The sequence below is a fragment of the Streptomyces sp. NPDC102360 genome, from assembly GCF_044766085.1.
In the GTDB taxonomy this organism is placed as follows: Bacteria; Actinomycetota; Actinomycetes; order Streptomycetales; family Streptomycetaceae; genus Streptomyces.
Genome location: NZ_JBIWLG010000001.1, coordinates 1,875,586 through 1,896,905, shown reverse-complemented (window position 1 = coordinate 1,896,905; position 21,320 = coordinate 1,875,586). Strand labels below are relative to the sequence as shown.

Annotated in this window: 21 protein-coding genes; 11 read left to right on the top strand and 10 right to left on the bottom strand. The window is 72.1% G+C overall.

Features of this window, described 5'->3' with window-relative positions; all coding sequences use genetic code 11:
* Window positions 1–30: 30 nt before the first annotated feature.
* Entirely contained in the window at window positions 31–480 is a 450-nt protein-coding gene (locus ACIRHA_RS08715; RefSeq protein WP_403841590.1) for an ATP-binding protein, read from the bottom strand.
* 166 nt (window positions 481–646) lie between these two features.
* Here ACIRHA_RS08715 and ACIRHA_RS08710 point away from each other — a divergent pair, with 166 nt between their 5' ends.
* The 3 genes from ACIRHA_RS08710 (at window position 647) to ACIRHA_RS08700 (ending at window position 5,647) form a co-directional block, all read left to right on the top strand.
* Window positions 647–2,605, top strand: a complete 1,959-nt coding sequence (locus ACIRHA_RS08710) for a hypothetical protein (RefSeq protein WP_403841588.1) — start codon at window positions 647–649, stop codon at window positions 2,603–2,605.
* A 92-nt stretch (window positions 2,606–2,697) separates the two neighbouring features.
* Window positions 2,698–4,209, top strand: coding sequence for an SDR family oxidoreductase (locus ACIRHA_RS08705; protein ID WP_403841585.1), 1,512 nt, complete (start codon window positions 2,698–2,700; stop codon window positions 4,207–4,209).
* A gap of 76 nt (window positions 4,210–4,285) precedes the next feature.
* Window positions 4,286–5,647, top strand: coding sequence for a cryptochrome/photolyase family protein (locus ACIRHA_RS08700; protein WP_403841583.1), 1,362 nt, complete (start codon window positions 4,286–4,288; stop codon window positions 5,645–5,647).
* Here ACIRHA_RS08700 and ACIRHA_RS08695 read toward each other — a convergent pair.
* A complete protein-coding gene (locus tag ACIRHA_RS08695) occupies window positions 5,622–6,620 on the bottom strand; it encodes a MerR family transcriptional regulator (protein ID WP_403841580.1) in 999 nt (332 codons plus the stop codon). The two genes, ACIRHA_RS08700 and ACIRHA_RS08695, sit on opposite strands and share 26 nt — an antisense overlap.
* Window positions 6,621–6,787: 167 nt before the next feature.
* Here ACIRHA_RS08695 and ACIRHA_RS08690 point away from each other — a divergent pair, with 167 nt between their 5' ends.
* Both ACIRHA_RS08690 and ACIRHA_RS08685 read left to right on the top strand, forming a co-directional pair.
* Window positions 6,788–7,375 (top strand): RNA polymerase sigma factor, encoded by a 588-nt coding sequence (locus ACIRHA_RS08690; protein ID WP_403841578.1) that lies wholly within the window; start codon window positions 6,788–6,790, stop codon window positions 7,373–7,375.
* Window positions 7,376–7,551: 176 nt separating this feature from the next.
* Window positions 7,552–8,784 carry a GNAT family N-acetyltransferase gene (locus ACIRHA_RS08685; protein ID WP_403841576.1) on the top strand — a complete coding sequence of 411 codons (1,233 nt, stop codon included), beginning with the start codon at window positions 7,552–7,554 and terminating at the stop codon, window positions 8,782–8,784.
* Between the two features lie 31 nt (window positions 8,785–8,815).
* On the opposite strand, the gene ACIRHA_RS08680 is transcribed toward ACIRHA_RS08685, so the two are convergent.
* The 4 genes from ACIRHA_RS08680 to ACIRHA_RS08665 all read right to left on the bottom strand — a co-directional run bounded on the left by ACIRHA_RS08680 (window position 8,816) and on the right by ACIRHA_RS08665 (window position 10,634).
* Window positions 8,816–9,184, bottom strand: coding sequence for a peptidase inhibitor family I36 protein (locus ACIRHA_RS08680; protein WP_403841573.1), 369 nt, complete (start codon window positions 9,182–9,184; stop codon window positions 8,816–8,818).
* Window positions 9,185–9,206: 22 nt separating this feature from the next.
* Window positions 9,207–9,725, bottom strand: coding sequence for a hypothetical protein (locus ACIRHA_RS08675; protein WP_403841571.1), 519 nt, complete (start codon window positions 9,723–9,725; stop codon window positions 9,207–9,209).
* Between the two features lie 7 nt (window positions 9,726–9,732).
* Window positions 9,733–10,104 (bottom strand): hypothetical protein, encoded by a 372-nt coding sequence (locus ACIRHA_RS08670; protein ID WP_403841568.1) that lies wholly within the window; start codon window positions 10,102–10,104, stop codon window positions 9,733–9,735.
* 95 nt (window positions 10,105–10,199) lie between these two features.
* Entirely contained in the window at window positions 10,200–10,634 is a 435-nt protein-coding gene (locus ACIRHA_RS08665; RefSeq protein ID WP_403841565.1) for a hypothetical protein, read from the bottom strand.
* A 245-nt stretch (window positions 10,635–10,879) separates the two neighbouring features.
* Between ACIRHA_RS08665 and ACIRHA_RS08660 the strand changes: the two genes are divergently transcribed.
* Window positions 10,880–11,380, top strand: coding sequence for a DinB family protein (locus ACIRHA_RS08660; protein WP_403841563.1), 501 nt, complete (start codon window positions 10,880–10,882; stop codon window positions 11,378–11,380).
* Between the two features lie 169 nt (window positions 11,381–11,549).
* Window positions 11,550–13,247: a chitinase gene (locus tag ACIRHA_RS08655; RefSeq protein ID WP_403841560.1), complete on the top strand. Its 1,698-nt coding sequence runs from the start codon at window positions 11,550–11,552 to the stop codon at window positions 13,245–13,247.
* Between the two features lie 60 nt (window positions 13,248–13,307).
* On the opposite strand, the gene ACIRHA_RS08650 is transcribed toward ACIRHA_RS08655, so the two are convergent.
* Both ACIRHA_RS08650 and ACIRHA_RS08645 read right to left on the bottom strand, forming a co-directional pair.
* Window positions 13,308–13,877 (bottom strand): OsmC family protein, encoded by a 570-nt coding sequence (locus ACIRHA_RS08650; RefSeq protein ID WP_403841558.1) that lies wholly within the window; start codon window positions 13,875–13,877, stop codon window positions 13,308–13,310.
* A 204-nt stretch (window positions 13,878–14,081) separates the two neighbouring features.
* Complete coding sequence (locus ACIRHA_RS08645) at window positions 14,082–14,576, bottom strand: cupin domain-containing protein (RefSeq protein ID WP_403841555.1); 495 nt, start codon at window positions 14,574–14,576, stop codon at window positions 14,082–14,084.
* A gap of 209 nt (window positions 14,577–14,785) precedes the next feature.
* Here ACIRHA_RS08645 and ACIRHA_RS08640 point away from each other — a divergent pair, with 209 nt between their 5' ends.
* The 3 genes from ACIRHA_RS08640 to pgm all read left to right on the top strand — a co-directional run bounded on the left by ACIRHA_RS08640 (window position 14,786) and on the right by pgm (window position 18,343).
* The gene (locus ACIRHA_RS08640; protein WP_403842201.1) at window positions 14,786–15,820 is read left to right on the top strand and encodes an aldo/keto reductase; all 1,035 of its coding nucleotides are present in this window, start codon (window positions 14,786–14,788) and stop codon (window positions 15,818–15,820) included.
* Window positions 15,821–15,883: 63 nt separating this feature from the next.
* Complete coding sequence (locus ACIRHA_RS08635) at window positions 15,884–16,627, top strand: Clp protease N-terminal domain-containing protein (RefSeq protein ID WP_403841552.1); 744 nt, start codon at window positions 15,884–15,886, stop codon at window positions 16,625–16,627.
* Between the two features lie 87 nt (window positions 16,628–16,714).
* Complete coding sequence (gene pgm, locus ACIRHA_RS08630) at window positions 16,715–18,343, top strand: phosphoglucomutase (alpha-D-glucose-1,6-bisphosphate-dependent) (RefSeq protein WP_403841549.1); 1,629 nt, start codon at window positions 16,715–16,717, stop codon at window positions 18,341–18,343.
* Window positions 18,344–18,352: 9 nt separating this feature from the next.
* On the opposite strand, the gene ACIRHA_RS08625 is transcribed toward pgm, so the two are convergent.
* Complete coding sequence (locus ACIRHA_RS08625; RefSeq protein WP_403841546.1) at window positions 18,353–19,042, bottom strand: phosphonatase-like hydrolase; 690 nt, start codon at window positions 19,040–19,042, stop codon at window positions 18,353–18,355.
* Complete coding sequence (locus ACIRHA_RS08620) at window positions 19,039–19,827, bottom strand: GntR family transcriptional regulator (protein WP_403841543.1); 789 nt, start codon at window positions 19,825–19,827, stop codon at window positions 19,039–19,041. Before ACIRHA_RS08620 ends, ACIRHA_RS08625 begins: the two co-directional genes overlap by 4 nt.
* Window positions 19,828–19,954: 127 nt before the next feature.
* Between ACIRHA_RS08620 and ACIRHA_RS08615 the strand changes: the two genes are divergently transcribed.
* Window positions 19,955–21,106 carry a TIGR03364 family FAD-dependent oxidoreductase gene (locus ACIRHA_RS08615; protein WP_403841540.1) on the top strand — a complete coding sequence of 384 codons (1,152 nt, stop codon included), beginning with the start codon at window positions 19,955–19,957 and terminating at the stop codon, window positions 21,104–21,106.
* Window positions 21,107–21,320 lie beyond the last annotated feature (214 nt).

Below are 21,320 nucleotides of genomic sequence, written 5' to 3'. Positions count from 1 at the left end.
ACCGCGTCGCGCCGCCACGGCGCGGGTCGCTCAGGAGGCGAGGGTCAGCACGGCGCGCACGCGCTTGCCGACCGGCACCTGCTCCACGGAGACCACGGCGAGCGCGTCCACGATCTCCAGGCCGTGCCCGCCGACTCGCGCCGGGTCCCGCGGGAAGCGCACCGGCACGGCGGCGCTGCTGTCGTAGACGGTGACGGCGACATGCCTCGAGGTGCCCTCGAGTTCCAGGACGTACGGGCCCGCGCTGTGCCGGTCCGCGTTCGTGATCAGCTCACTGACGACGAGCAGGACGTCCCCGGCCGTGCGCGGGTCGAGCTCGACGCACCACTCCTGGCGAAGCCGCGTGAGGAACACGTCGGCGAACCTGCGCGCGTCGGCCAGGCAACCCTCCTCGCCCGCGTAGTGGGTCGCCTGCAGCAGTGGTCCGACTGCCTCGTCGAAGCCGGTGGGGATCAGTGCCCCGTCCATGTACTCGGTCATTCGTGTCTCTTTCACGCCTGCGGAACTCCGCGATGGACACCCGCAGCCTGCTGATACCCCGCTTGAGGCCGCGCAGTCCTGCCGGATTCAACGGGGTGACCCGCGCCCCGGCGCGTCGTTTGAAGGACGACACCGTGACCCTTCGGACTTCCGGGAGAGGCCTGCCATGCCCCAGCTCCGCCGCGACAACATTGTCCCCCGCTCACGGATAGCCGCCGACCATGCGGAGACGGCCCTGCTCGATGAGTACACCGGCCTCGTACGGCTGGCCTATCTCACGCTCCCCGCCGTCTTCACGCGCCACCGCCGGGTGCTGCTGGCCCACACCGCCGTCCAGCGCGCCCTGCCGGGACGCAGCGCCCGCTTCGCGCTCGGGCCCCGCGTCCCCGACGACGGCACCGACACCGCCACCGACGCGCTGCGCGTACGGATTCTGCGAGCCGCCCTGGCCGTCGGACACCGGCCGGCCGGCTGGCCCGCCGCCTTGCCGCCACCCCGTGCACTGCTCCCCCGGCTCCCCGTGGTCTGGGGACTTCGCCTGTTTCCGCGGGCCGGTGGCGCCCAGGAGGTCGCGCTGGTCCGTGCCCTCGCGGACGCGTCGCCTCCCGCGCGCGCCGCGTTCGTGCTCCGGCACATCGACTCCATGGACGCGGGCCGGGCAACGGCGCTGCTGACCGCGGCCGGAGTGGCGGAGGCCGGAGCGGCCGTGCGGGAGTCCCTCGAACTCGACGCCGAGGCCGGGACCGCGGCCGCGGCGTTGCTGTGCTCCCAGGAGTTCGACGCCTGCTCGGTGCAGACACGCCCCACGGACCTGCTGCGACGTGCGCGGCGGACCCGTGCCGCTCTCGCGGTGGGGGCCGTGGCCGTCGTCGCCTCGGCGACCCTGCTCGCCCCCGACTCCGCCCCGCGCCAGGAGGCGACGGGTGGAAGCGCCCCGGTCCGGGCGCCGTCCGTCGCCGCTGACCTCACCCGGGCCGGGCGGGACACCTGGGCCGACACGTCGCGGGTCGACTTCACGGCCTGGCCCGCGCGCGGCGACCGGACCGACGACACCGCCCTGCTGGACCGGGCGCTCGACGCGTGGGCCGACCCCTCCGGCGCCGTGCGTGTCAGCAGGACCCCGGACACGCCCGCCGACCCGGCGCCGCGTGCCCCGCAACTGCTGTTCGCGGGCGACGTCGACGGCCGCACCGTGGTGCTCCTCAACGACGGCGAACGGCTGGCCCGCTACACCGCACCGGACGGCGACGGCCGCGCCGACCTCGCCCTGGCCCGGGTCGACGACGCCGACGTGACCACGGCGGCGGCCGTCGTCCTCACCCGCGGCGATGGCTCCGCCCGCTATCTCACGGCGCCGTGGATCGCCGAGGCGGCCACCCGGGATCTCCTGCGGCCCGACACCCCGGGGCGGCCACTGAACGTGTCGAAGGACGGGGTGAGCGACCCCGTGGCCGTCACGCCGGCGGACGGCTGCGCGCGCCGCCCCGTGCTTCAACTGCGGTCCTCGCCACGCCTCGTGGAGGACCACTCGTTCCTGCTCGCCGACCTCGGCGGGATGTCGCCGGTGCACCTCACGTACACGCCGCTGCCCGGTCACGGCACGCCTCCGCCCAGGCAGCCGCGCGAGGCGACGGGCAGCCAGGCGCTGGTGGCGTGGGCGCGCACCGCCTGCCGTCTCCAGCCGTGGCAGGGCGGCGCCGTGCGCGCCGTGAACGCGTGGGACTTCGCCGAGCAACGGTTGCCGAAGGACGCGGGCCGGGCGGTGTGGTCCTGCGTACGGGCCTCCACTTGGCGGGGTCCTGGCGATGTCGCTCTCCTGCTGCGCACACCCGGCGCGGCCGCCGAACCGGCGCGGCTTGTCGGACGGGCCCGGGCCACGGCCGCCTGCAGCCGGTTCGGCCAGCACGTGGTGACCGGCACCCGGTGGAAGTCGCCGGACGGCCACTGGTACCTGCTGGCGGCGGGCAGCCGCGCGGTCACCCGGATCGAGGCAACCGGGGCGGCGACCGCGTCCCGAAAGGGCCGCACCCTGGCCGTCCGCGCGCCCGAGCACGGCACGGTCCGGGTGGCGGCCCGCCTCGACACCGGGGAGCTGCTGAAGGAGGTGACACCCGGGCAGCCCTGACCGTTCGATCCTGCCGCATCCACCCGCGCTGTTGATGCGGAAGTCGTTGATGGGGCGGACGGTAGTGGACAGGGGGCCAGCGAAGGAGATCCATGGACGCGGAACGTTCCGGACAGCGGTGCCTGGTCACCGGAGCGAGCGGCTACATCGGCGGCCGACTGGTGCCGGAACTGCTCGCCTCGGGGCAGCACGTCCGCTGCCTGGCCCGCTCCCCCGGCAAGCTCCGGGACCACCCGTGGGCCGGCGACGTCGAGATCGCGCGGGGCGACCTCACGGATCGCGACTCGCTCGGCGCAGCGCTGCACGGCATCGACGTCGCGTACTACCTGGTGCACGCGCTCGGCACCGGCAAGGACTTCGAGCGCACCGACCGCGAGATGGCGACGGCCTTCGCCGAGGAGGCCCGCCGGGCGGGTGTGCGGCGGATCGTCTATCTGGGCGGCCTCACACCCGCGGGTGTGCCCGAGCGGGAGCTGTCGCCGCATCTGCGCTCGCGGGCGGAGGTCGGGCACATCCTGCTGGATTCCGGCGTGCCGACGACGGTGCTGCGCGCGGCCGTGATCATCGGTTCGGGCTCAGCGTCGTTCGAGATGCTGCGCTACCTGACCGAACGGCTGCCGGTGATGGTGACGCCGAGCTGGGTGCACACCCGGATCCAGCCCATCGCGGTCCGCGACGTGCTGCGCTGCCTCGTGGACAGCGCGGCGATGCCGTCGGAGGTGTCCCGCGCCTTCGATGTCGGCGGGCCCGACGTCCTGACCTACCGCGACATGATGCTTCGGTACGCGGCGGTGGCGCGGCTGCCGCGGCGCGTCGTCGTCGGGGTGCCGATGCTCAGCCCCGGCCTTTCGAGCCACTGGGTGGGCCTGGTGACGCCCGTGCCCGCCTCCATCGCCCGGCCGCTCACCGAGTCGCTGCGCCACGAGGTCGTCTGCCACGAGCGCGACATCGAGGAGTGGGTGGCGTATCCGCCGGGTTCACCGGTCGGGTTCGACGAGGCGGTGCGCCTTGCGCTGCGCCGTGTGCAGGAGGCGCAGGTCGCCACGCGCTGGTCGTCCGCCGCGCTGCCGGGCGCGCCCAGCGATCCGCTGCCCACCGACCCGGACTGGGCGGGCGGCAGCCTCTACACGGACGAGCGGGAGCGGCTCGTCGAGGCCTCGCCGCAGCGGCTGTGGGACGTGGTCGAGGGCATCGGCGGGGAGCACGGCTGGTACTCGTTCCCCCTGGCGTGGGCGGTGCGCGGGTGGCTCGACCGGCTGGTGGGCGGTGTGGGCCTGCGGCGCGGACGGCGGGACGCGGCCAGGCTGCGGGTCGGCGACTCGCTGGACTTCTGGCGTGTGGAGGAGATCGAGCCGGGCCGGCTGCTGCGGCTGCGCGCCGAGATGCGGCTGCCGGGCCTTGCCTGGCTGGAGCTGTCCGTGGAGGCGGCGGACGGCGGGCGCTCCCGCTACCGGCAGCGGGCGCTGTTCCATCCGCACGGTCTCGCGGGCCAGGCGTACTGGTGGAGCGTGGCGCCGTTCCACTCCGTGGTGTTCGGCGGGATGGCGCGCAAGATCGCGGCCACGGCCGAGCACGGCCCCGACAGGGACGCCCCGAGCGGGTGATCGTGCATCCATGTGCGCCGTCGGCCGGGAAGGCCTGACGTAGCCCGCTTGCCCCCTCCCCACCAGGAGCCTTTCCGTGCGTGTCCACGTCGTTCTGTTCACCTCCGATCTCCGCGTGCACGATCACCCGCCGCTGCGGGCGGCGCTGACCGCGGCGGACGCCGTGGTGCCGCTGTTCGTCCGGGACACGGGGGTCGCCGGGTTCCTCGCCCCGAACCGGGAGGCATTCCTCGCCGACTGTCTGCGGGACCTGGACGCGGGCCTACGGGACCGGGGCGGACGGCTCGTGGTGCGCTCGGGCGCCGTGCTCGACGAGGTGGCGAAGGTGGTGACCGAGACGGACGCGTGCGCCGTGCACGTGGCGGGCGGGGTCTCCGCGTACGCGCACCACAGGGAGGACCGGCTGCGGGACACGCTGCACCGCCTCGGCTGCGATCTGGTGGCGCACGACGGGGTCGTCACCTGCGTGCCGCCCGGCGCCGTCACGCCCGACGCCCGGGACCACTTCGCGGTGTTCACGCCCTACCACCGGCACTGGGCCCGGCACGGACTGCGGGCGGTCGTGCGGGCGCCGCGCGCCGTCCGGGTGCCGGACGGCGTCGGTGGCGAAGCACTGCCCGAGCGGGCCGATGTGGCGGGGGTGTCACCCGGTCTCGCCGAGGGCGGTGAACAGGCGGGCCGCGCGCTTTTGACCTCCTGGCTGCGTTCGGGGATCGCCGCGTACGAGGACGTGCACGACGACATGGCGGGCGACGCCACGTCGCGGCTCTCCCCGCACCTGCACTTCGGCACGGTCGGCCCCGTCGAGGCCGTGCACCGGGCGAACACGGTGGGCGGCCCGGGTGCGGAGGCGTTCGTGCGCCAGATGGCCTGGCGGGACTTCCACCACCAGGTGCTCGCGGCGCGGCCCGAGGCCGCGCACACCGACTACCGCACGCACCACGACCGTTGGCGCAGGGCGCCCCGGGACGTCGAGGCGTGGCAGGAGGGGCGTACGGGATACCCGGTGGTGGACGCGGCGATGCGGCAGCTGCGCCACGAGGGCTGGATGCACAACCGGGGACGCCTGCTCACCGCGTCGTTCCTCGTCAAGACGCTGTACGTGGACTGGCGGGTGGGCGCGCGCCATTTCCTGAGCCTTTTGGTGGACGGCGACGTCGCGAACAACCAGATGAACTGGCAGTGGATGGCGGGCACCGGCACGGACAGCCGCCCGAACCGGGTGCTCAATCCGGTGACCCAGGCCAAGCGGTACGACCCGGACGGCGCCTACGTACGGCGCTGGGTACCGGAGTTGGCGGACGTCGAGGGTTCGGTGGTGCACACGCCGTGGAAGGTGACGGGCCTCGACCGGGCCGCCCTCGGCGACTATCCCGACCCGATCGTCGAGCTGCCCGACGGGCTTACCCGGTTCAAGCGGGCCCGGGGGCTCGACTGACCTCCGGGTAGTGGCGCTCGATCAGGTCGAGGGCCTGCGGCAGGGTCGCGGGGTGCAGCGCGCCGCGTACGCCACGGCCCGCCCAGCCGGGCCCTGCCAGCATCACCGAGGGTTTGCCGCGGGCGCCGCGCACGCCCCAGCGGGTCTCGGCGAGGTGCCGGGCCAGCGGCAGGCTCGCGGTGGACCGGGCCTGCGCCCACAGCACGACGACACGCGGCCCGGTCCTGCGCACCGCGGCCGACACCGCCTCCACGGGCACGGCCGCTCCGAACATCCGCTGTGGTACGCCCAGTTGACTCAGCCCGGTACTGAGCGCCTCCAGAGCGAGCACGTGCTGCTCGGCGGGGACGCAGGCGAGGACCAGCGGCGGCAGTTCGAGGGTGGACTCCACGGGGTCGGCGGCGCGGTGCAGGGTCCGCGAGACATGCCAGGACAACAGGTGCTCGACCTCGACGTACTTGTCGCCCGCCTCCTCCCACTTGCGGCCCACCGCGTGCAGCACCGGCGCCATCACGTCCTGCCAGGCGGTGACCAGGCCGTGCTGCGCCACGGCGTCGGTCAGCAGGTTCTGCACGGTCGGCGCGTCCAGGCGGGTCGCGGCGCGGGAGATGCCGCGGCACTGGCGCTCCAGCGTGGCCCGCGGGGCGGGGGCGGCCGGTGCGGTGCGCTGGAGCGGGAGGGCGGCGGGCTCGGTCGCCAGCCGTTTGCCCGCGAGGAGCGCGGCCTCGGCGGGCGGCAGGCCCGTGGTGGTCAGCCGGCACATCTCCTCGACGACCGCGATGTCCTCGGCGCTCCAGCGCCGATGGTGTCCCGCCGAGCGCTGCGCGGGCCCGAGCCCGTAGCGGCGGTCCCAACTGCGCAGCGTCGTCGGGGAGACCCCGAGCCGCCGGGCCAGGGCGCCGGTGGTGACGCCCGCCTCCGGTGGTACCGCCTGCGCTCGTGCCGCGTCGCGATCGTGCCGCCCCTCGTCCATCGGCTCACGATACGACGCACAACCGATGCGGGTTGTCCCGCGGCGGAAGTCGTTTCCAGGATGACCGGGCCGTGACCCGGCGAGCGCCGCGCGCGTCCGGTCCCGGCCATGACCGGTCGAGTTCAGGATCGTTTCGAGGAGTTGACGGCGCGTTGAGGATCCCAGGGTTGCCGGCGCCGGACGCCGACCCGCGCGAGGTGTCGGAGGCCGCCTTGGCGGACGGCCTCGCCGCGGGGGACGTCGCCTGCCTCGCCGAGGTGTACCGGCGGTGGGCACCGCTGGTGCGGGGCCTGGCACAGCGGGCACTCGGCGACCGCTGCGAGGCGGAGGACGTGATGCAGCAGGTTTTCCTCGCCGCCTGGCGCGGGCGGTCCGGATACCGGCCCGAACTCGGCCCACCGTCCGCCTGGTTGACCGGCATCGCACGGCACCGGGTCGCGGACGCGCTCGCCGCCAGGAGCCGTCGCGCGGCGCTGTTCGAAGCCTCGGTCCGGCGGCACGCGGTCTCGGTCGACCGCGAACCCGCGAGCGACTCCGGCATGGACGCGGTCGTAGAACGGCTGGTGCTGTCCCAGGAGTTGGCACGCCTGCCGAGCACGCAGCGCACGGTGCTGCGTCTCACGTTCTACGAGGACCTGACGCAACCCCAGATCGCCGAGCGCACCGGCTGGCCGCTGGGAACGGTCAAGAGTCATGCCCGGCGCGGCATGCGGCGCCTCGGCGACCGCATGCGCGGCCGGGGCGAACGCGGGTGAGATTCGCCGGACTCGGATGCATCCGTACGGCCCCACCGGACGGAAGTTCCGGTGTGCGACGGCGCACGAGCGCGGCCGTACGCACGCGGGTGGCCCAGACCCCGCCGCCCGCCCATCTCAGCGGAGTCGGCGCCGCTGAGATGGGCACGGGCGGGGCGCCACTACAGTCGATGATCATGAACATTGGTTCCGTCCGCCTCCACGACGTACCCGAGCCCCACATCGACCGAGCCCTGGCGCTCGCCCATCTCGTCTTCCACGAGTCACCCGACGGCGAACACCGCAAGCAACAGCACCAGATGCTGTCCGGCTGCCTGCGGATCGGCGCGTACGACGGCGAAGAACTGGTCGGCTTCGCCGCGGCGCATCCCTTCACCGCCTCCGTGCCGGGCGGCGGCGACCTCCCCTGCCCCGGTCTGTCGTACGTGTCGGTGGCGCCCACGCACCGCAGGCGCGGCGTGCTGTCCGCCATGATGGCCGAGCTGTTCGTCCGCTGCGCCGAGCAGGGCGCGCCGCTGGCCGCGCTGTGGGCGTCGGAGGCGTCGATCTACGGCCGGTTCGGCTTCGGACCCGGCACGTACGGGGCGACCGTGGAGATCGACTCGCGGCGCGCGCTGGCGCTGCGCATCGCTCCCGACGAGCGCCCGTTGCGACTGCTCGACGCCGACTCGGCGTCCGGCGTGCTCGCGCCGTACTTCGAGACGACGCGCGGGCCGCGGGCGGGCCGGCACGCACGTACGGACACGTGGTGGCGCGAGCAGTGGCTGGCGCGCAAGGACGAGGAGGACGAGGACCTGTCGCCGCCACGCGTGGTGGCCATCGGGGACCCGCTCGCCGGTTACGCGATCTACCGCACCAAGTCGGGCGACTGCTCCCGGGGCGTGCCGGGCCTGGTGAGCGTCGAGGAGCTGGAGGCCGATACCCCGGCGAGCGCGGCGGCGCTGTGGCGGTATCTCGCGGACATCGACCTGACGGGCACGGTGCGCGCGCACGGCAGGCCCCTCGACGATCCCCTGTTGCTGTTCGCGGCGGACCGCGATCAGGTGAGCGTCAAGAGCGTCGAACCGGCGCTGTGGGTACGGCTGGTGGACGTGCGCGCGGCGCTCGCCGCCCGCGCCTGGGCGGCGCCCGTGGATCTGGTGCTCGAGGTCCGTGACACGCGACTGCCCGCGAACGCGGGGACGTTCCGGCTGATCGCCTCGCCGGACGGCTTCTCGTACGCGCCCACGGGCGACGCACCCGACCTGACCGTGGAGGCCCGCGACCTGGCGACCGCGTACATGGCGGCGACGCCGGTCGCGGCGCTGGTCCGCTCGGGTCTGGTGACGGAGCACACGCAGGGCGCGGCGTCGATGCTCGACGCCGCGCTGCGCACGGAGCTAGTGCCGCACACCGGCGACACGTTCTGAACTCACGTCACCACTGAGGGAGTTGGGGAGTTCAGCACTCCATCTTCCACGTGTGGGAGTCGCCGCTGTCGTTGGCCCAGCCGTTGGAAGGGATCTCCTGGCCGGGCGAGAGACAGACGGTGCCGAACCCGACGAGGCCTGGGTTCTCATAGACCTGGACGTGGTCCTTGACGCCTGGCCCTGAGATTCCGTGGTTGGCCCAGGAGGAGTCCTCGTCCTGGATGCCGTCCTCCCAGTCGTGGTCGTCGCCGGACCAGTTCCAGCGCATGCCGGTGTAGTCGGCGTCGGTCCAGGCGCAGAACTCGCCGCTGGGGCACTGGGCCGCGAAGGCGGTGGCGGGGAGCGCGGCGCCGCCGAGGGCGAGGACCGCGGCGGTGACCAGGGCGATCGGGTGCTTCATGAGATCTGTTCTCCTTGCTGGGTCAGTGGGTGGAGGTGTGCAGCACGCGGGTGGACTCGTCGAGCGCGCGGGCCCGCAGGCGCTGCCAGTCGGTGAGTTCGGCGCGGTGTCGTGCGCGTACGGAGGCGAGGCTGAGGTCGCGGTGGGCGGCCTCGGGCTTGAGGTTGTTGACGACGGTCGACACCTGGAACCAGCGTTTCTGGTCGCCGTAGAGGGTGCGTTGGGCGGCGGCCAGGCAGCCGTCGGTGTGGGCGCGCACGGGGATGCCGTTCGCGAGGGTCAGGGAGAGTTCGGCGGGCGGGCGGCCGAAGAGGGCGGCGGCGACGCGCTGTTCCTCCGCCCGGTTCGCCGGGCGCCCTCCCGGCCGGGGCGGTGTGAGGCCCTGGCGGGTGAGGCAGCGGTCGGTGAGGGTTTGGGTGGCGGCCCTGATGGTGTCGTCGGGTGTGCGGGCGGTCCGGTCGGTGTGCTCCGTGGTGCAGCCCGCGAGCGGGAGCAGCAGGGAGCAGGCCAGGACGGTGAGGGCGCGGGTGCGGCGGTTCATGGCGGGCTCAGCCCTGCTCGCACCCCATGGTGGTGTCGGAGACACCGTCGAGTTTTCCGGCCCACTCCCAGTTCTCGGAGTAGTCGTCGCGCCTGATCTCCCGGTAGACGCAGCCGGTCGCGGTGTAGCTGATGGCGTAGACGGTCCCCGCGACGCGGGAGTCGAAGGAGGCGGCATGGCGTGCCGTCCCGTTCTCCGCGTCGGCGTAGCCGGGCGGTCCGTAGCACCAGGCCTGGCCGTGCATGCCGATCTCGGTCCAGAAGCAGACCTGGCCGGGCGGTACGGCGCCGGGCGCGGCGGACGAGGCGGGTGCGAGGGCGGTCGTGGCGCCGCCGAGGAGGGGGAGCGCGAGGGCGAGCAGCACGGATCTGTGCTTCATGAAGGGCTTCATTTCGGTACCCCGGAGTGATCGATGTTACTGAGCGTGATCAGACTGCCCCGGAGTCGGCGCGCTCAAGCGCCGTGTCACTCTTGTCAGTGACTATTGCTGATCGTCACGCGACGCCGTGGGCCGCGGCAGCGCGGCTGGGTGCGGGCCATGCGGACCGCGTCGACGGATTCGGCGAGGAGTTCGTACTCGGTGGTGTCGTCACGGGTCGCGATCCGGACGAGCCGCCCGGAGGCCAACTCCTCCGCGACGTTCTCCTGTTCCTCCGGGTCCGCGCACCAGGCCCGCAGCTGTTCCGGCACATCGGGTGCGTCCTCGGCCATGGGCGTCAGCGCACCCTCGGGTAAGTGGCTCAGGCCGGGGCGCGGGTCGAGGCGCTCGGCCATCCACATGGCCCGGTCGCGCAGCCACCACAGGGCCAGCGCGAGCGTGGGGGCGCGATATGTGCCGAGCGGAACACCCACGCGCCGGCCACCGAAGATTCCGTACGCGGTGACATGGCACAGGAATTCGTCGTGCACGGTCTCCCCCATTGTCCGGCGTCCGACTGCATTGACTGTTGTGCCAAACGATCAGTGCTCCACCGCAACGGCGAGAATTGCCCCGGAAATCGGCCCGCGGGACGCCGCCCAGGAACAACGTTCAACCGTTCCCTCGTCAAGTATCGGCACCTGGGGGGCGGTGTCACCATGGCTTTCACGCCAGTCTCCGGGCATATTCACGGCACCCGTTGGCCGAAATCCCGCGCGTCGGAGACACTGCACGCATGCGCTCACATGACGTACTCATGGACGGTTACAACCGTATTCAGGAAGAGGTGCACGCGGCGGTCGAGGGACTTTCCGTCGACGCGCTGCACGAGCGTCCCGAAGACACGGCGAATTCCATTGCCTGGCTGATCTGGCATCTCACTCGCGTTCAGGACGACCATGTCGCCGATGCCGCGGGACTCGACCAGGTGTGGCTCGCGGACGGCTGGGCGGAGCGGTTCGATCTGCCGCTCGCCGAGTCGGACACCGGGTTCGGACACACGCCGAAGCAGGTGGGCCAGGTGCGGGTCGCCTCGAGCGAGCTCCTCGTGGGCTACTACGACGCGGTGCACGAGCAGACGCTCGGGTTCCTCGGCGGCCTGAAGGACGCCGATCTCGACCGCGTCGTCGACGAGGGCTGGGATCCGCCGGTGACGCTGGGAGTCCGGCTCATCAGCGTGCTCGCGGACGACCTGCAACACGTGGGACAGGCCGCCTACCTGCGCGGACTGAGCTGAACCCGCCACTCTTCCGCCTTCGCCAGCGGCGCCGGACCTCTCGTCCGGCGCCGTTCTCGCGCGCGCCGGAGGTCTTGACAACTCCATTGGTCTGAACCAACTTTGGCGCACACAGCGGTGGCCACCGTTCACATCCGCAGCATCCCCACCTCTTCCCAGGAGGCTCACCGTGGACCGTGCACGCCCTCGCAGACGCAGACCCGGCCTCGCTCTCGCCGTCCTGGCGGCCGCCTCACTCGGCGTCACCGCGCTCGCCGCGCCCGCGCAGGCCGCTGACGTCAACGTCGCCAAGAACGCCGGTTTCGAGTCGGACCTGAGCAACTGGACGTGCACGGCGGGCAGCGGGTCCGCCGTGACCTCGCCCGTGCACGGCGGCACGAAGGCCCTCAAGGGCGCTCCGTCGGGCCAGGACAACGCCAAGTGCAGCCAGACCGTCCAGGTAAAGCCCAACTCGACGTACAGCCTGAGCAGTTGGGTGCAGGGTGGCTACGCCTATCTCGGCGCGAGCGGCACCGGCACCACCGACGTGTCCACGTGGACACCGGGCAGCTCCTCCTGGCAGCAGCTCACCACCAGCTTCAAGACCGGCGCGAACACGAGCTCGGTGACGATCTACACGCACGGCTGGTACGGGCAGAGCGCGTACTACGTCGACGATGTGAACGTCCTGGGCCCCGACGGGGGCGGCGGCACGGACCCGGTCGTGGTCCCGGCCGCACCGACCGGGCTCGCGGCGGGCGCGACCACCTCGTCCTCGGTCGGCCTCTCCTGGACCCCCGTCTCGAACGCCACCGGCTACAACGTGTACCGGGACGGCACGAAGGTCGCCGCCGTCACGGGTGCCTCGGCGTCCGTCACCGGGCTCGCGGCCGACACCTCGTACAGCTTCCAGGTCACCGCGACGAACGCGGCGGGCGAGTCCGGGAAGTCGGCGGCGGTGACCGCGCGGACCGGCACGTCCGGCGGCAACCCCGGCGGTGGAACGGTGCCCAAGCACGCGCTGACCGGGTACTGGCAGAACTTCGACAACGGGGCGACCGTCCAGAAGCTGCGTGACGTGCAGGCGCAGTACGACATCATCGCGGTGTCCTTCGCCGACGCCACGAGCACACCGGGCCAGCTCGCCTTCAACCTGGACCCGGCCGTCGGCTACGCGTCGACCAGCGACTTCAAGGCCGACATCGCCGCCAAGCAGGCGGCGGGCAAGTCCGTGATCCTGTCGGTCGGCGGCGAGAAGGGCTCCGTCTCGGTGAACAGCGACGCCTCGGCCACGGCGTTCGCGGACAGCGCGTACGCGCTGATGCGGGAGTACGGCTTCGACGGTGTCGACATCGACCTGGAGAACGGCCTCAACTCGACGTACATGTCGAAGGCGCTGCGCCAGCTGTCGGCGAAGGCGGGCGGCAAGCTGGTCCTGACGATGGCGCCGCAGACCATCGACATGCAGTCGACGTCGGGTGAGTACTTCAAGACGGCGCTGAACGTGAAGGACATCCTCACGGTCGTCAACATGCAGTACTACAACAGCGGTTCGATGCTGGGCTGCGACGGCAAGGTCTACAGCCAGGGCTCCGTCGACTTCCTTACGGCGCTCGCCTGCATCCAGCTGGAGGGCGGCCTCGACGCCTCACAGGTCGGGCTCGGCGTGCCCGCGTCGACGCGGGGCGCGGGCAGCGGCTACGTGGCCCCGTCCGTCGTGAACAACGCGCTGGACTGTCTGGCGCGCGGCACCGGCTGCGGCACGTTCAAGCCCGCGAAGACCTATCCGGGGCTGCGCGGGGCGATGACCTGGTCCACGAACTGGGACGCGACGGCGGGCAACGCCTGGTCGAACGCGGTGGGTCCGAAGGTACACGCGCTGCCGTAGGGCAGCACGGGGCCGGTGGCGCACCGCCGCCGGCCCGCCCGACGCGACCCGGTCGCCGACTCAGCCACCCATGAAGAGCATCGTGCCGTCGGGGCCCAACGCCGCGACGCGCGCGCCGTGTTCGACGGTGCGGCTGACCGTGCAGTACTTCTCGTGGGTCAGCCGGATGCCGCGTTCGAGCGCCTCGGCGGCGCCCGTGTCGCCCCCCGGCAGCTCGACCTTGTACGACACACGGACGGCTCCCACGCGCCCGTCGTCCTCCGGCCGTGACACGGACTCGACGGTGATGCGCAGTTCGTCGTGCGGCACGGTGCGGGCCGTGCGGTCGACGACGAGGCCGCCGCAGCCGCCGAGCGCGGCGAGGAGGAGTTCGACCGGGGTGAAGGACGGCTGGGCGCCCTCGCTGTCGGCGGGGGCGATGCGGACCTCGGCTCCCCGGTCGTTGCGGGCGGTCCAGTCACGGTCGCCGTTGCGGACGGTCTCAATGCGGTAGTCGGCCATGCCGGAACCGTAATCAGCGGCGGGCTCCGTGCCGCGCAGCGCCTGCGGAGTGTCGGGGCGGCGGGTCGGGGAGTCCGCGTGCCCCACGCCCACGGACTCCCCGATGGTGCTCCCTCCCCTGGCGGCCACTGCCCGAGTGTGCGGCCGCCGTGCCCCAGAGTCTGCCGAAGGCGGCCGCGGACTTCATCCCGCACCCCCGGATTTCGGTAACTTCACGTATTGAATCAGTGGCGTGAAGTGACGGGGTGTGGCGCCACATCCCGTACTCAGAGCGGTACTTGAACGACGGAACGCGCCGTCTGGCGTGATCCCTGCGGCTCAAGTAAGGCCGGATCAAGGTGCCTCTCCCTGTCCCTCCAGGCGCTCCCCGCACCGGGCGCAGTACCGCGCGCCGGCGCCGTCGGCGGCCCTGCCGCAGGACGCGCACACCCGGGGCAGCAGACAAGGTGCCTCGCCGCCCTCGGCCGTGACCTGCGGTTCGGCGCGGCGGATGGTCATGCCGGGCCGCCTGCGGTGTGCCGTGAGGTAGACGAGCCCGTCCGTACCGGCGCTGACCGAGCGCCGCTCGCCGCGCGGCACGAACACGAGCGTGCCGGGCGCCACCTCCTCGTCCACGCCCGCGCGGTGCAGTGTGCCGTGCCCCTCCACGACGACGAGGAGCACGTCGAGTTCGGCCTCCACATACGCGTCGCCGCCCCCGCCCGGTCGCAGGCGGACCACGTTGGCGTCGAGCTGGCGGGCCGCGCCGTCGAGTCGCCAGAGGGCGCCGGTCGCCTCCGGTGCGGCGGCGCTCAGGACGTCGGCGAGGGTGACGTGGGCTGCGGGCATCGGACTGGTTCCCCTGACGTGGAGCGGCGGTTCGTGACGTGTTCGATTCTCCCTCACCGCAACTCCCTCTGCCGTAGCCCTACCGACCAATCGGCACCACGGTTCCATTATTGGGCGACCCCCTGCTACGGTTGCGTCATCACCTAATGGGATTTCCTTCCCGTTAGGTGATGGACTCGTCGACACACGCGACCACCAAGGGGACCGACATGGAGTACCGACAGCTGGGGACGTCCGGACTGAAGGTTCCGGCGTTGAGTTTCGGGGCCGGAACCTTCGGCGGGCGTGGCCCCCTGTTCTCGGCGTGGGGGACGAACGGGATCGACGAGGCGCGACGGATGGTCGACCTCAGCCTGGAGGCCGGGGTCACCCTGTTCGACACCGCCGACGTGTACTCGGACGGAGCCTCCGAGGAAGTACTCGGCGCCGCGCTCAAGGGCCGCCGCGACCAGGCACTCATCTCGACCAAGGCGGCACTGCCGACCGGCGACGGGCCGTACGACGCCGGAGTGTCGCGCTCGCGCCTGATCGCGTCCGTTGACACCGCGCTGCGGCGCCTCGACACCGACCACATCGACCTGTTCCAGTTGCACGCGTACGACGCGAGCACACCGGTCGAGGAGGTGCTCGCCACGCTCGACGACCTGGTGCGCGCCGGAAAGGTCCGTTACACCGGCGTCTCCAACTACGCGGGCTGGCAGCTGATGAAGGGGCTCGCCGAGGCGGAGAAGCACGGGCGACCGCGGTTCGCCGCACACCAGGTGTACTACTCGCTCGCCGGCCGGGACTACGAGTGGGAGTTGATGCCGCTCGCCAAGGAGGAGGGCGTCGGCGCCGTGGTGTGGAGCCCGCTCGGCTGGGGTCGACTCACGGGCAAGATCCGGCGCGGGCAGCCGTTGCCCGCCGACAGCAGGCTGCACGAGACCGCGCGGTTCGGACCGCCGATCGAGGACGAGCACCTGTACCGGGTGGTGGACGCGCTGGACGAGATCGCCGAGGAGACCGGGAAGGCCGTCCCGCAGATCGCCATCAACTGGCTGCTGCGCCGGCCCACCGTGTCCACGGTGCTGATCGGGGCCCGCAACGAGGAGCAACTGACGCAGAACCTGGGCGCCATCGGCTGGGAGCTCACCCCCGAACAGGTGGCGAAGCTGGACGCGGCGAGCGAGACGAAGGCGCCGTATCCCTACTACCCGTACCGGACCCAGGACGGGTTCCGGCAGCTGAATCCGCCGGCGGTGTGAACCGAACCAGAAGAGTGTCAACGTCGGGTTGACACCTCGATACTGTCAACCTACGGTTGCATCATGACCGATTCCGGCGGCAACACGCCTTCCATCCGCCTCGACGACCTGATCGACGCCATCAAGAAGTCGAACACCGACGCACTCGACCAGCTCCAGAACGCCGTCATCGCGGCGGACCACCTCGGCGACATCGCCGACCATCTGATCGGCCACTTCGTCGACCAGGCCCGCCGCTCCGGCGCCTCCTGGACGGACATCGGCAAGAGCATGGGAGTCACCCGACAGGCCGCGCAGAAGCGCTTCGTGGCCAAGGGCTCCGAGTCCGACCTCGACCCCAGCCAGGGCTTCAACCGCTACACCGACCGCGCCCGCAACGTGATCGTCTCCGCGCAGAACGAGGCCCGCGCCGCGAGCAACGCCACCATCGCCCCCGCGCACCTGGTACTCGGGCTGCTGCACGAGCCGGAGGGCCTGGCGGCCCGGGCGATCGTCGCGCAGGACGTGCTCCTGGACACGGTGCGGCAGGCCGCCACGGCCGAACTGCCCGCCAAGTCCGACGACATGCCGGCCCTGGTGCCGTTCGACGCCGACGCCAAGAAGGCGCTGGAGCTGACGTTCCGTGAGGCACTGCGCCTGGGCCACAACTACGTCGGCACCGAGCACATCCTGCTCGCGCTCCTGGAGCACGAGAACGGCTCGGGGCTGCTCAACGGTCTCGGAATCGAGAAGGACCAGGCCGAGTCGCAGGTCCTCGCGGTGCTCTCGGAGATCGTCAAGAACCAGCAGGAGTCCGGGGAGGACTGAGCGCCGCCCGGGACACGAAAGTCCGGAACCCGTCTCCCACCTGTGCCGCCCGCTTTTCTTCATAGGCGCAGGTGGGAGACTGCTCCCATGACTGCTGAGCGCTCAGGAACCCCCGCCCTGCCGGGCGATCTCGTCGACGTCGACGAGCTGATCGACGCGTACTACACGCGGGAGCCCGACGTCACGCGCCCCGAGCAGCGCGTCGTCTTCGGCACGAGTGGCCATCGCGGCTCCAGCCTCGACGGAGCCTTCAACGAGAAGCACATCGCCGCGATCACCCAGGCGATCGTCGAACACCGCACGGCCGAGGGCATCACGGGCCCCCTCTTCATCGGCCCGGACACGCACGCCCTGTCGCAGCCCGCCCTGAGGACCGCCCTCGGCGTCCTCGCGGCGCACGACGTGCGGGTGCTGGCCGACGCACACGGGGACTTCGTGCCGACGCCCGCGCTCAGCCACGCGATCCTGCGCTGGAACCGGGACGAGACAGCCGACCGCGCCGACGGCATCGTGATCACGCCGAGCCACAATCCGCCCCGCGACGGCGGCTTCAAGTACAACCCTCCGCACGGCGGCCCCGCCGACTCCGCCACCACCTCGTGGATCGCCGATCGCGCCAACGAGCTGCTGGAGGACAGCAGTTGGGCCGCTCCGCGTACGGTCGACGAGACGGCCTGGGAGCCGTACGACTTCCGTGAGCGCTACGTCGAGGACCTCAGGGACATCATCGACATCGACGCCATCCGCGCCTCCGGTGTCCGGGTCGGCGCCGACCCGCTGGGCGGCGCGAGCGTGCACTACTGGTCGCGGATCGCCGAGACGTACGACCTCGACCTGACGGTGGTGAACCCGGAGACCGACCCGACGTGGCGTTTCATGACGCTCGACTGGGACGGCAAGATCCGGATGGACCCGTCGTCGGCGCCCGCGATGGCCTCGGTCCTTGCCCGGCGCCATGACTTCGACCTGCTGACCGGCAACGACGCGGACGCCGACCGGCACGGCATCGTCACCCCGGACGCGGGCCTGATGAACCCGAACCACTATCTGGCCGTCGCCATCCACTACCTGTTCGGCCACCGGCCCCAGTGGCCGGCGTCCGCGGCCGTCGGCAAGACACTCGTGTCGTCCGCCGTCATCGACCGGATCGCCGCCACCCTCGGTCGCGAACTCGTCGAGGTCCCCGTCGGGTTCAAGTGGTTCGTGCCGGGCCTGGTCGACGGCTCGGTGGCGTTCGGCGGCGAGGAGAGCGCCGGGGCGAGCTTCGTCCGCAAGGACGGCGGCGTGTGGACCACCGACAAGGACGGCATCCTGCTCGCCCTGCTGGCCGCCGAGATCACCGCCGTCACCGGAAAGACGCCGTCCGCGTACTACGCCGAACTCGCCGCCGAGCACGGGGCGTCGGGCGCCGCCTACGCGCGCGTCGACGCCAAGGCGACGAAGGAGCAGAAGGCCCGCCTCGCGAAGCTGACCGGCGACGCGATCACCGCCGACACCCTCGCGGGCGAGCCGATCACGGCCCGTCTCTCGGAGGCGCCGGGCAATGGCGCGGCCATCGGCGGCCTCAAGGTCACGACCGAGAACGCGTGGTTCGCGGCCCGGCCCAGCGGCACGGAGGACGTCTACAAGATCTACGCCGAGTCGTTCCACGGCGCCGAGCACCTCGCCCAAGTGCAGAGCGAGGCGCAGGCGATCGTGGACGCGGCGCTCAGCTGACGTACGTCCTCAGCCGGCCTTCCGGGTCTCCGCGATCCCCGGGAGGTCGGCGACGCCGTCCAGTACGTAGCTGTGCGGATGGGCTTCGAGCTGCTCGCGGGAGAGCTGTCCCGTGAGCACGCCGACCACGACACCCGCGCCCGCGTTGAACCCGGCCTCCATGTCCACGACCGTGTCGCCTGCCACGAGGACGCCCCGCACATCGACGGTCCCGGTCTTCTCCATCGCACGCTGGACCATGTACGGGGCGGGGCGGCCCCTGGGCACCTCGTCGGAGGTGACGACCGCGTCGAGGTTGCCGCCCTCGCCGGTGGACCAGCCGAGCGATTCGAGCAGCGGCAACGCCACGTCCGCGCTGAAGCCGGTGGTGAGGGCGACCTTGATGCCGCGGGCGCGCAACTCTTCAAGTGCCTTGTCCGCGTGGGCTATCGGCTCCGGCGGCTGCTTCGCGTAGCTCTCGTGCAGGGTGGCTCGGAACACCCCGTACTGTCGCTCGACGAGCTCCGCGTCGGGGGCGCCGCCGCCGATGCGGACGAGCGCGGCGATGGCCTCGCGCTTGTCGGTGCCCATCCAGGTCTGAAGGTCGACCGGGTCGACGCGGACGCCGGTGGACTCGACGGCGTGTCGCAGCGCGTCGTATACGGCCCCGTGCTCGTCGATGGTGGTGCCTGCCATGTCGAAGACGGCGAGTTCGATCACTGGGCTTCCTCACGTGTGGTGCGGGTGTCTGCGGTGCCGCCGCGGGCGGCGACGGTGCGGCCGTCCATGGTGTTCTCGATGGTGAACGTGGCCATGGACGGCAGATAGCGGTCGTCCGCGTACTCGACGGGCCTGCCGTCGCCGGTGTACGCCAACCTCCGTACGCGGAGCAGGGGTTGACCGGGCGCGACGCCGAGAATCTCGGCGTCCTCGGGATCCGCCGCGACGGCGTCGATGGTGTGCCGCGCGCGGTGCAGGTCGACGCCGCACGAGGTGAGGGCGTCGTAGACCGAGCCCTCGTCCGGGTCGAACGCGAACAGGTGCAGGCCGACGTCGAGGACGAACGTGGACCGCTCGACCATCGCCGGCACCCCGTCGAGATGGCGCAGCCGGACGAGGTCGACGCCCGGCGCGCCCTCGTCGAGGCCCAGGCGCGCGGCCGCCTCGGGGCTCGCGCGGCGCCGGGCCACCTCGACGGTGTGCTGGCCGGGGGTCCGCCCGATCGACTCGGCCCACTGCGTGAACGACATCAGGGAGGCGAACGGCTGCGAGGGCGTGACCCTGCGGGCGACGGGCGGCTTGCCGCGCCCGCCGGCCAGATGACCGTCGGCCCGCAGCTGCGCGAGCGCCTGCCGCACGGGGCCGCGCGAGGTCCCGAACTCCTCGCACAGCTGCGCCTCGCTCGGCACGGGCGCCCCTTCGGGCCACTCCCCCGACTCGATGCGCCGCCGGAACTCGGCGCCGAGCCGCTGGTGCAGCGGCCCGTCCTCACTACTTGTCTTCACAAGTTGAGTTTCTCAGCATGATGACGAGCTGAGCAAGGGCAGTCTCGGCGCACAGCTGGTAAACAACGAGGAAACTTGTATAGACAACCCTTGCGAGTGGTGGCGGGCGGTCCGCAGGCTTGGTGTCATGAACAACGCATCAGCGCCCTCCACCACCCTTCCCTCCGGCCGCAGCGACCTCGTCGTGGTCGGCGCCGGCATCGTCGGCCTCGCCCACGCCTTCGAGGCGGTGCGCCGGGGGCTCAGCGTCACGGTGGTCGAGCGGGACCGGCGGCCGGTGGGCGCGTCCGTGCGCAACTTCGGCCACTGCTGTGTCACGGCGCAGCGCGGCGAACTCCTCGACCTCGCGCTGCGCTCGCGCTCCGGCTGGCTGGACGCCGCCAAGTCGGCCGGGCTGTGGGCGCCCGAGGCCGGCGCGCTGGTGGTAGCCCGGTCGGCGACCGAGCTGGCGGTCCTGGAGGAGCTGCGCGACGAGCGTGGCGCGGACGCGGTGCGGCTGCGGACGCGCGAGGAGGTGGGCGAGGCGCTCGGCCGCTCCGCCGAGGGGCGCGAGGACCTGGTCGGCGGCGCGCTGCTGCCCGCGGACCTCCGGGTCGACCCGCGCGAGGCGGCGCCGCGGCTCGCGGACTGGCTGGCCGAGCAGCCCGGTGTGACGGTCACCTGGGGAACGAACGTGGTCGGCGTCGAGTCCGGCACGGTGCACACCAGCCGCGGGCCTGTGCACGGGGACCGGATCCTGCTCTGCGTCGGCCATGACCTGGACCGCCTGTATCCGGCCGAGGCGGAGGCGCACGGCATCGAGCGGTGCCGCCTGTCCATGACCCGGGTCGCGGCGCCCGACGCCTTCCGCACGGACTCGGCCGTCCTGACCGCGACGTCGATGCTGCGCTACGACGGCTTCACGGCGATGCCCTCGTCCGACCGCCTTCGGGACGAGGTCACCGCGCACAGCCCCGAACTGCTGGACGTGGTCGCCAACGTGATGTTCACGCGGCTGCCCGACGGCACGGTCCTGGTCGGCGACTCGCACGCGTACGACGCGACGGAGATCCCGTTCCAGGACGAGGCGACGACGGAGCTGCTGCTGCGCGAGGCCTCCCGCGTCCTGGGCGTGCCGTCGGTGCGGGTCACCGAACGCTGGCAGGGCGTGTACGCCAGCAGCCCCCAAGGTCCGCTGCTCGTGCGCGACGTGGCGCCGGGTGTGCGGGCGATCTCGGTGACGTCGGGGATCGGCATGACCCTGTCCTTCGGGCTCGCGGCGGCGACGTTCGAGGATTGATCAAGTCTTTGCCGATGGCCGGATCATTCTGGTCGCCCAAGGCAACTTTATTCACGAGGCCCACGCCGCAAGGGGTTTGCGAAGGGGATCGTTCCGCTTTTCGGCCCGACGGCGGCTTGAATCGCTCGGTTCGCCATTCCTCTTGCGTTACAGGTGCATTGACCGACCCCGCCGCGATGACACACGCTCGAAACATAACTGCTGCGTACATCTT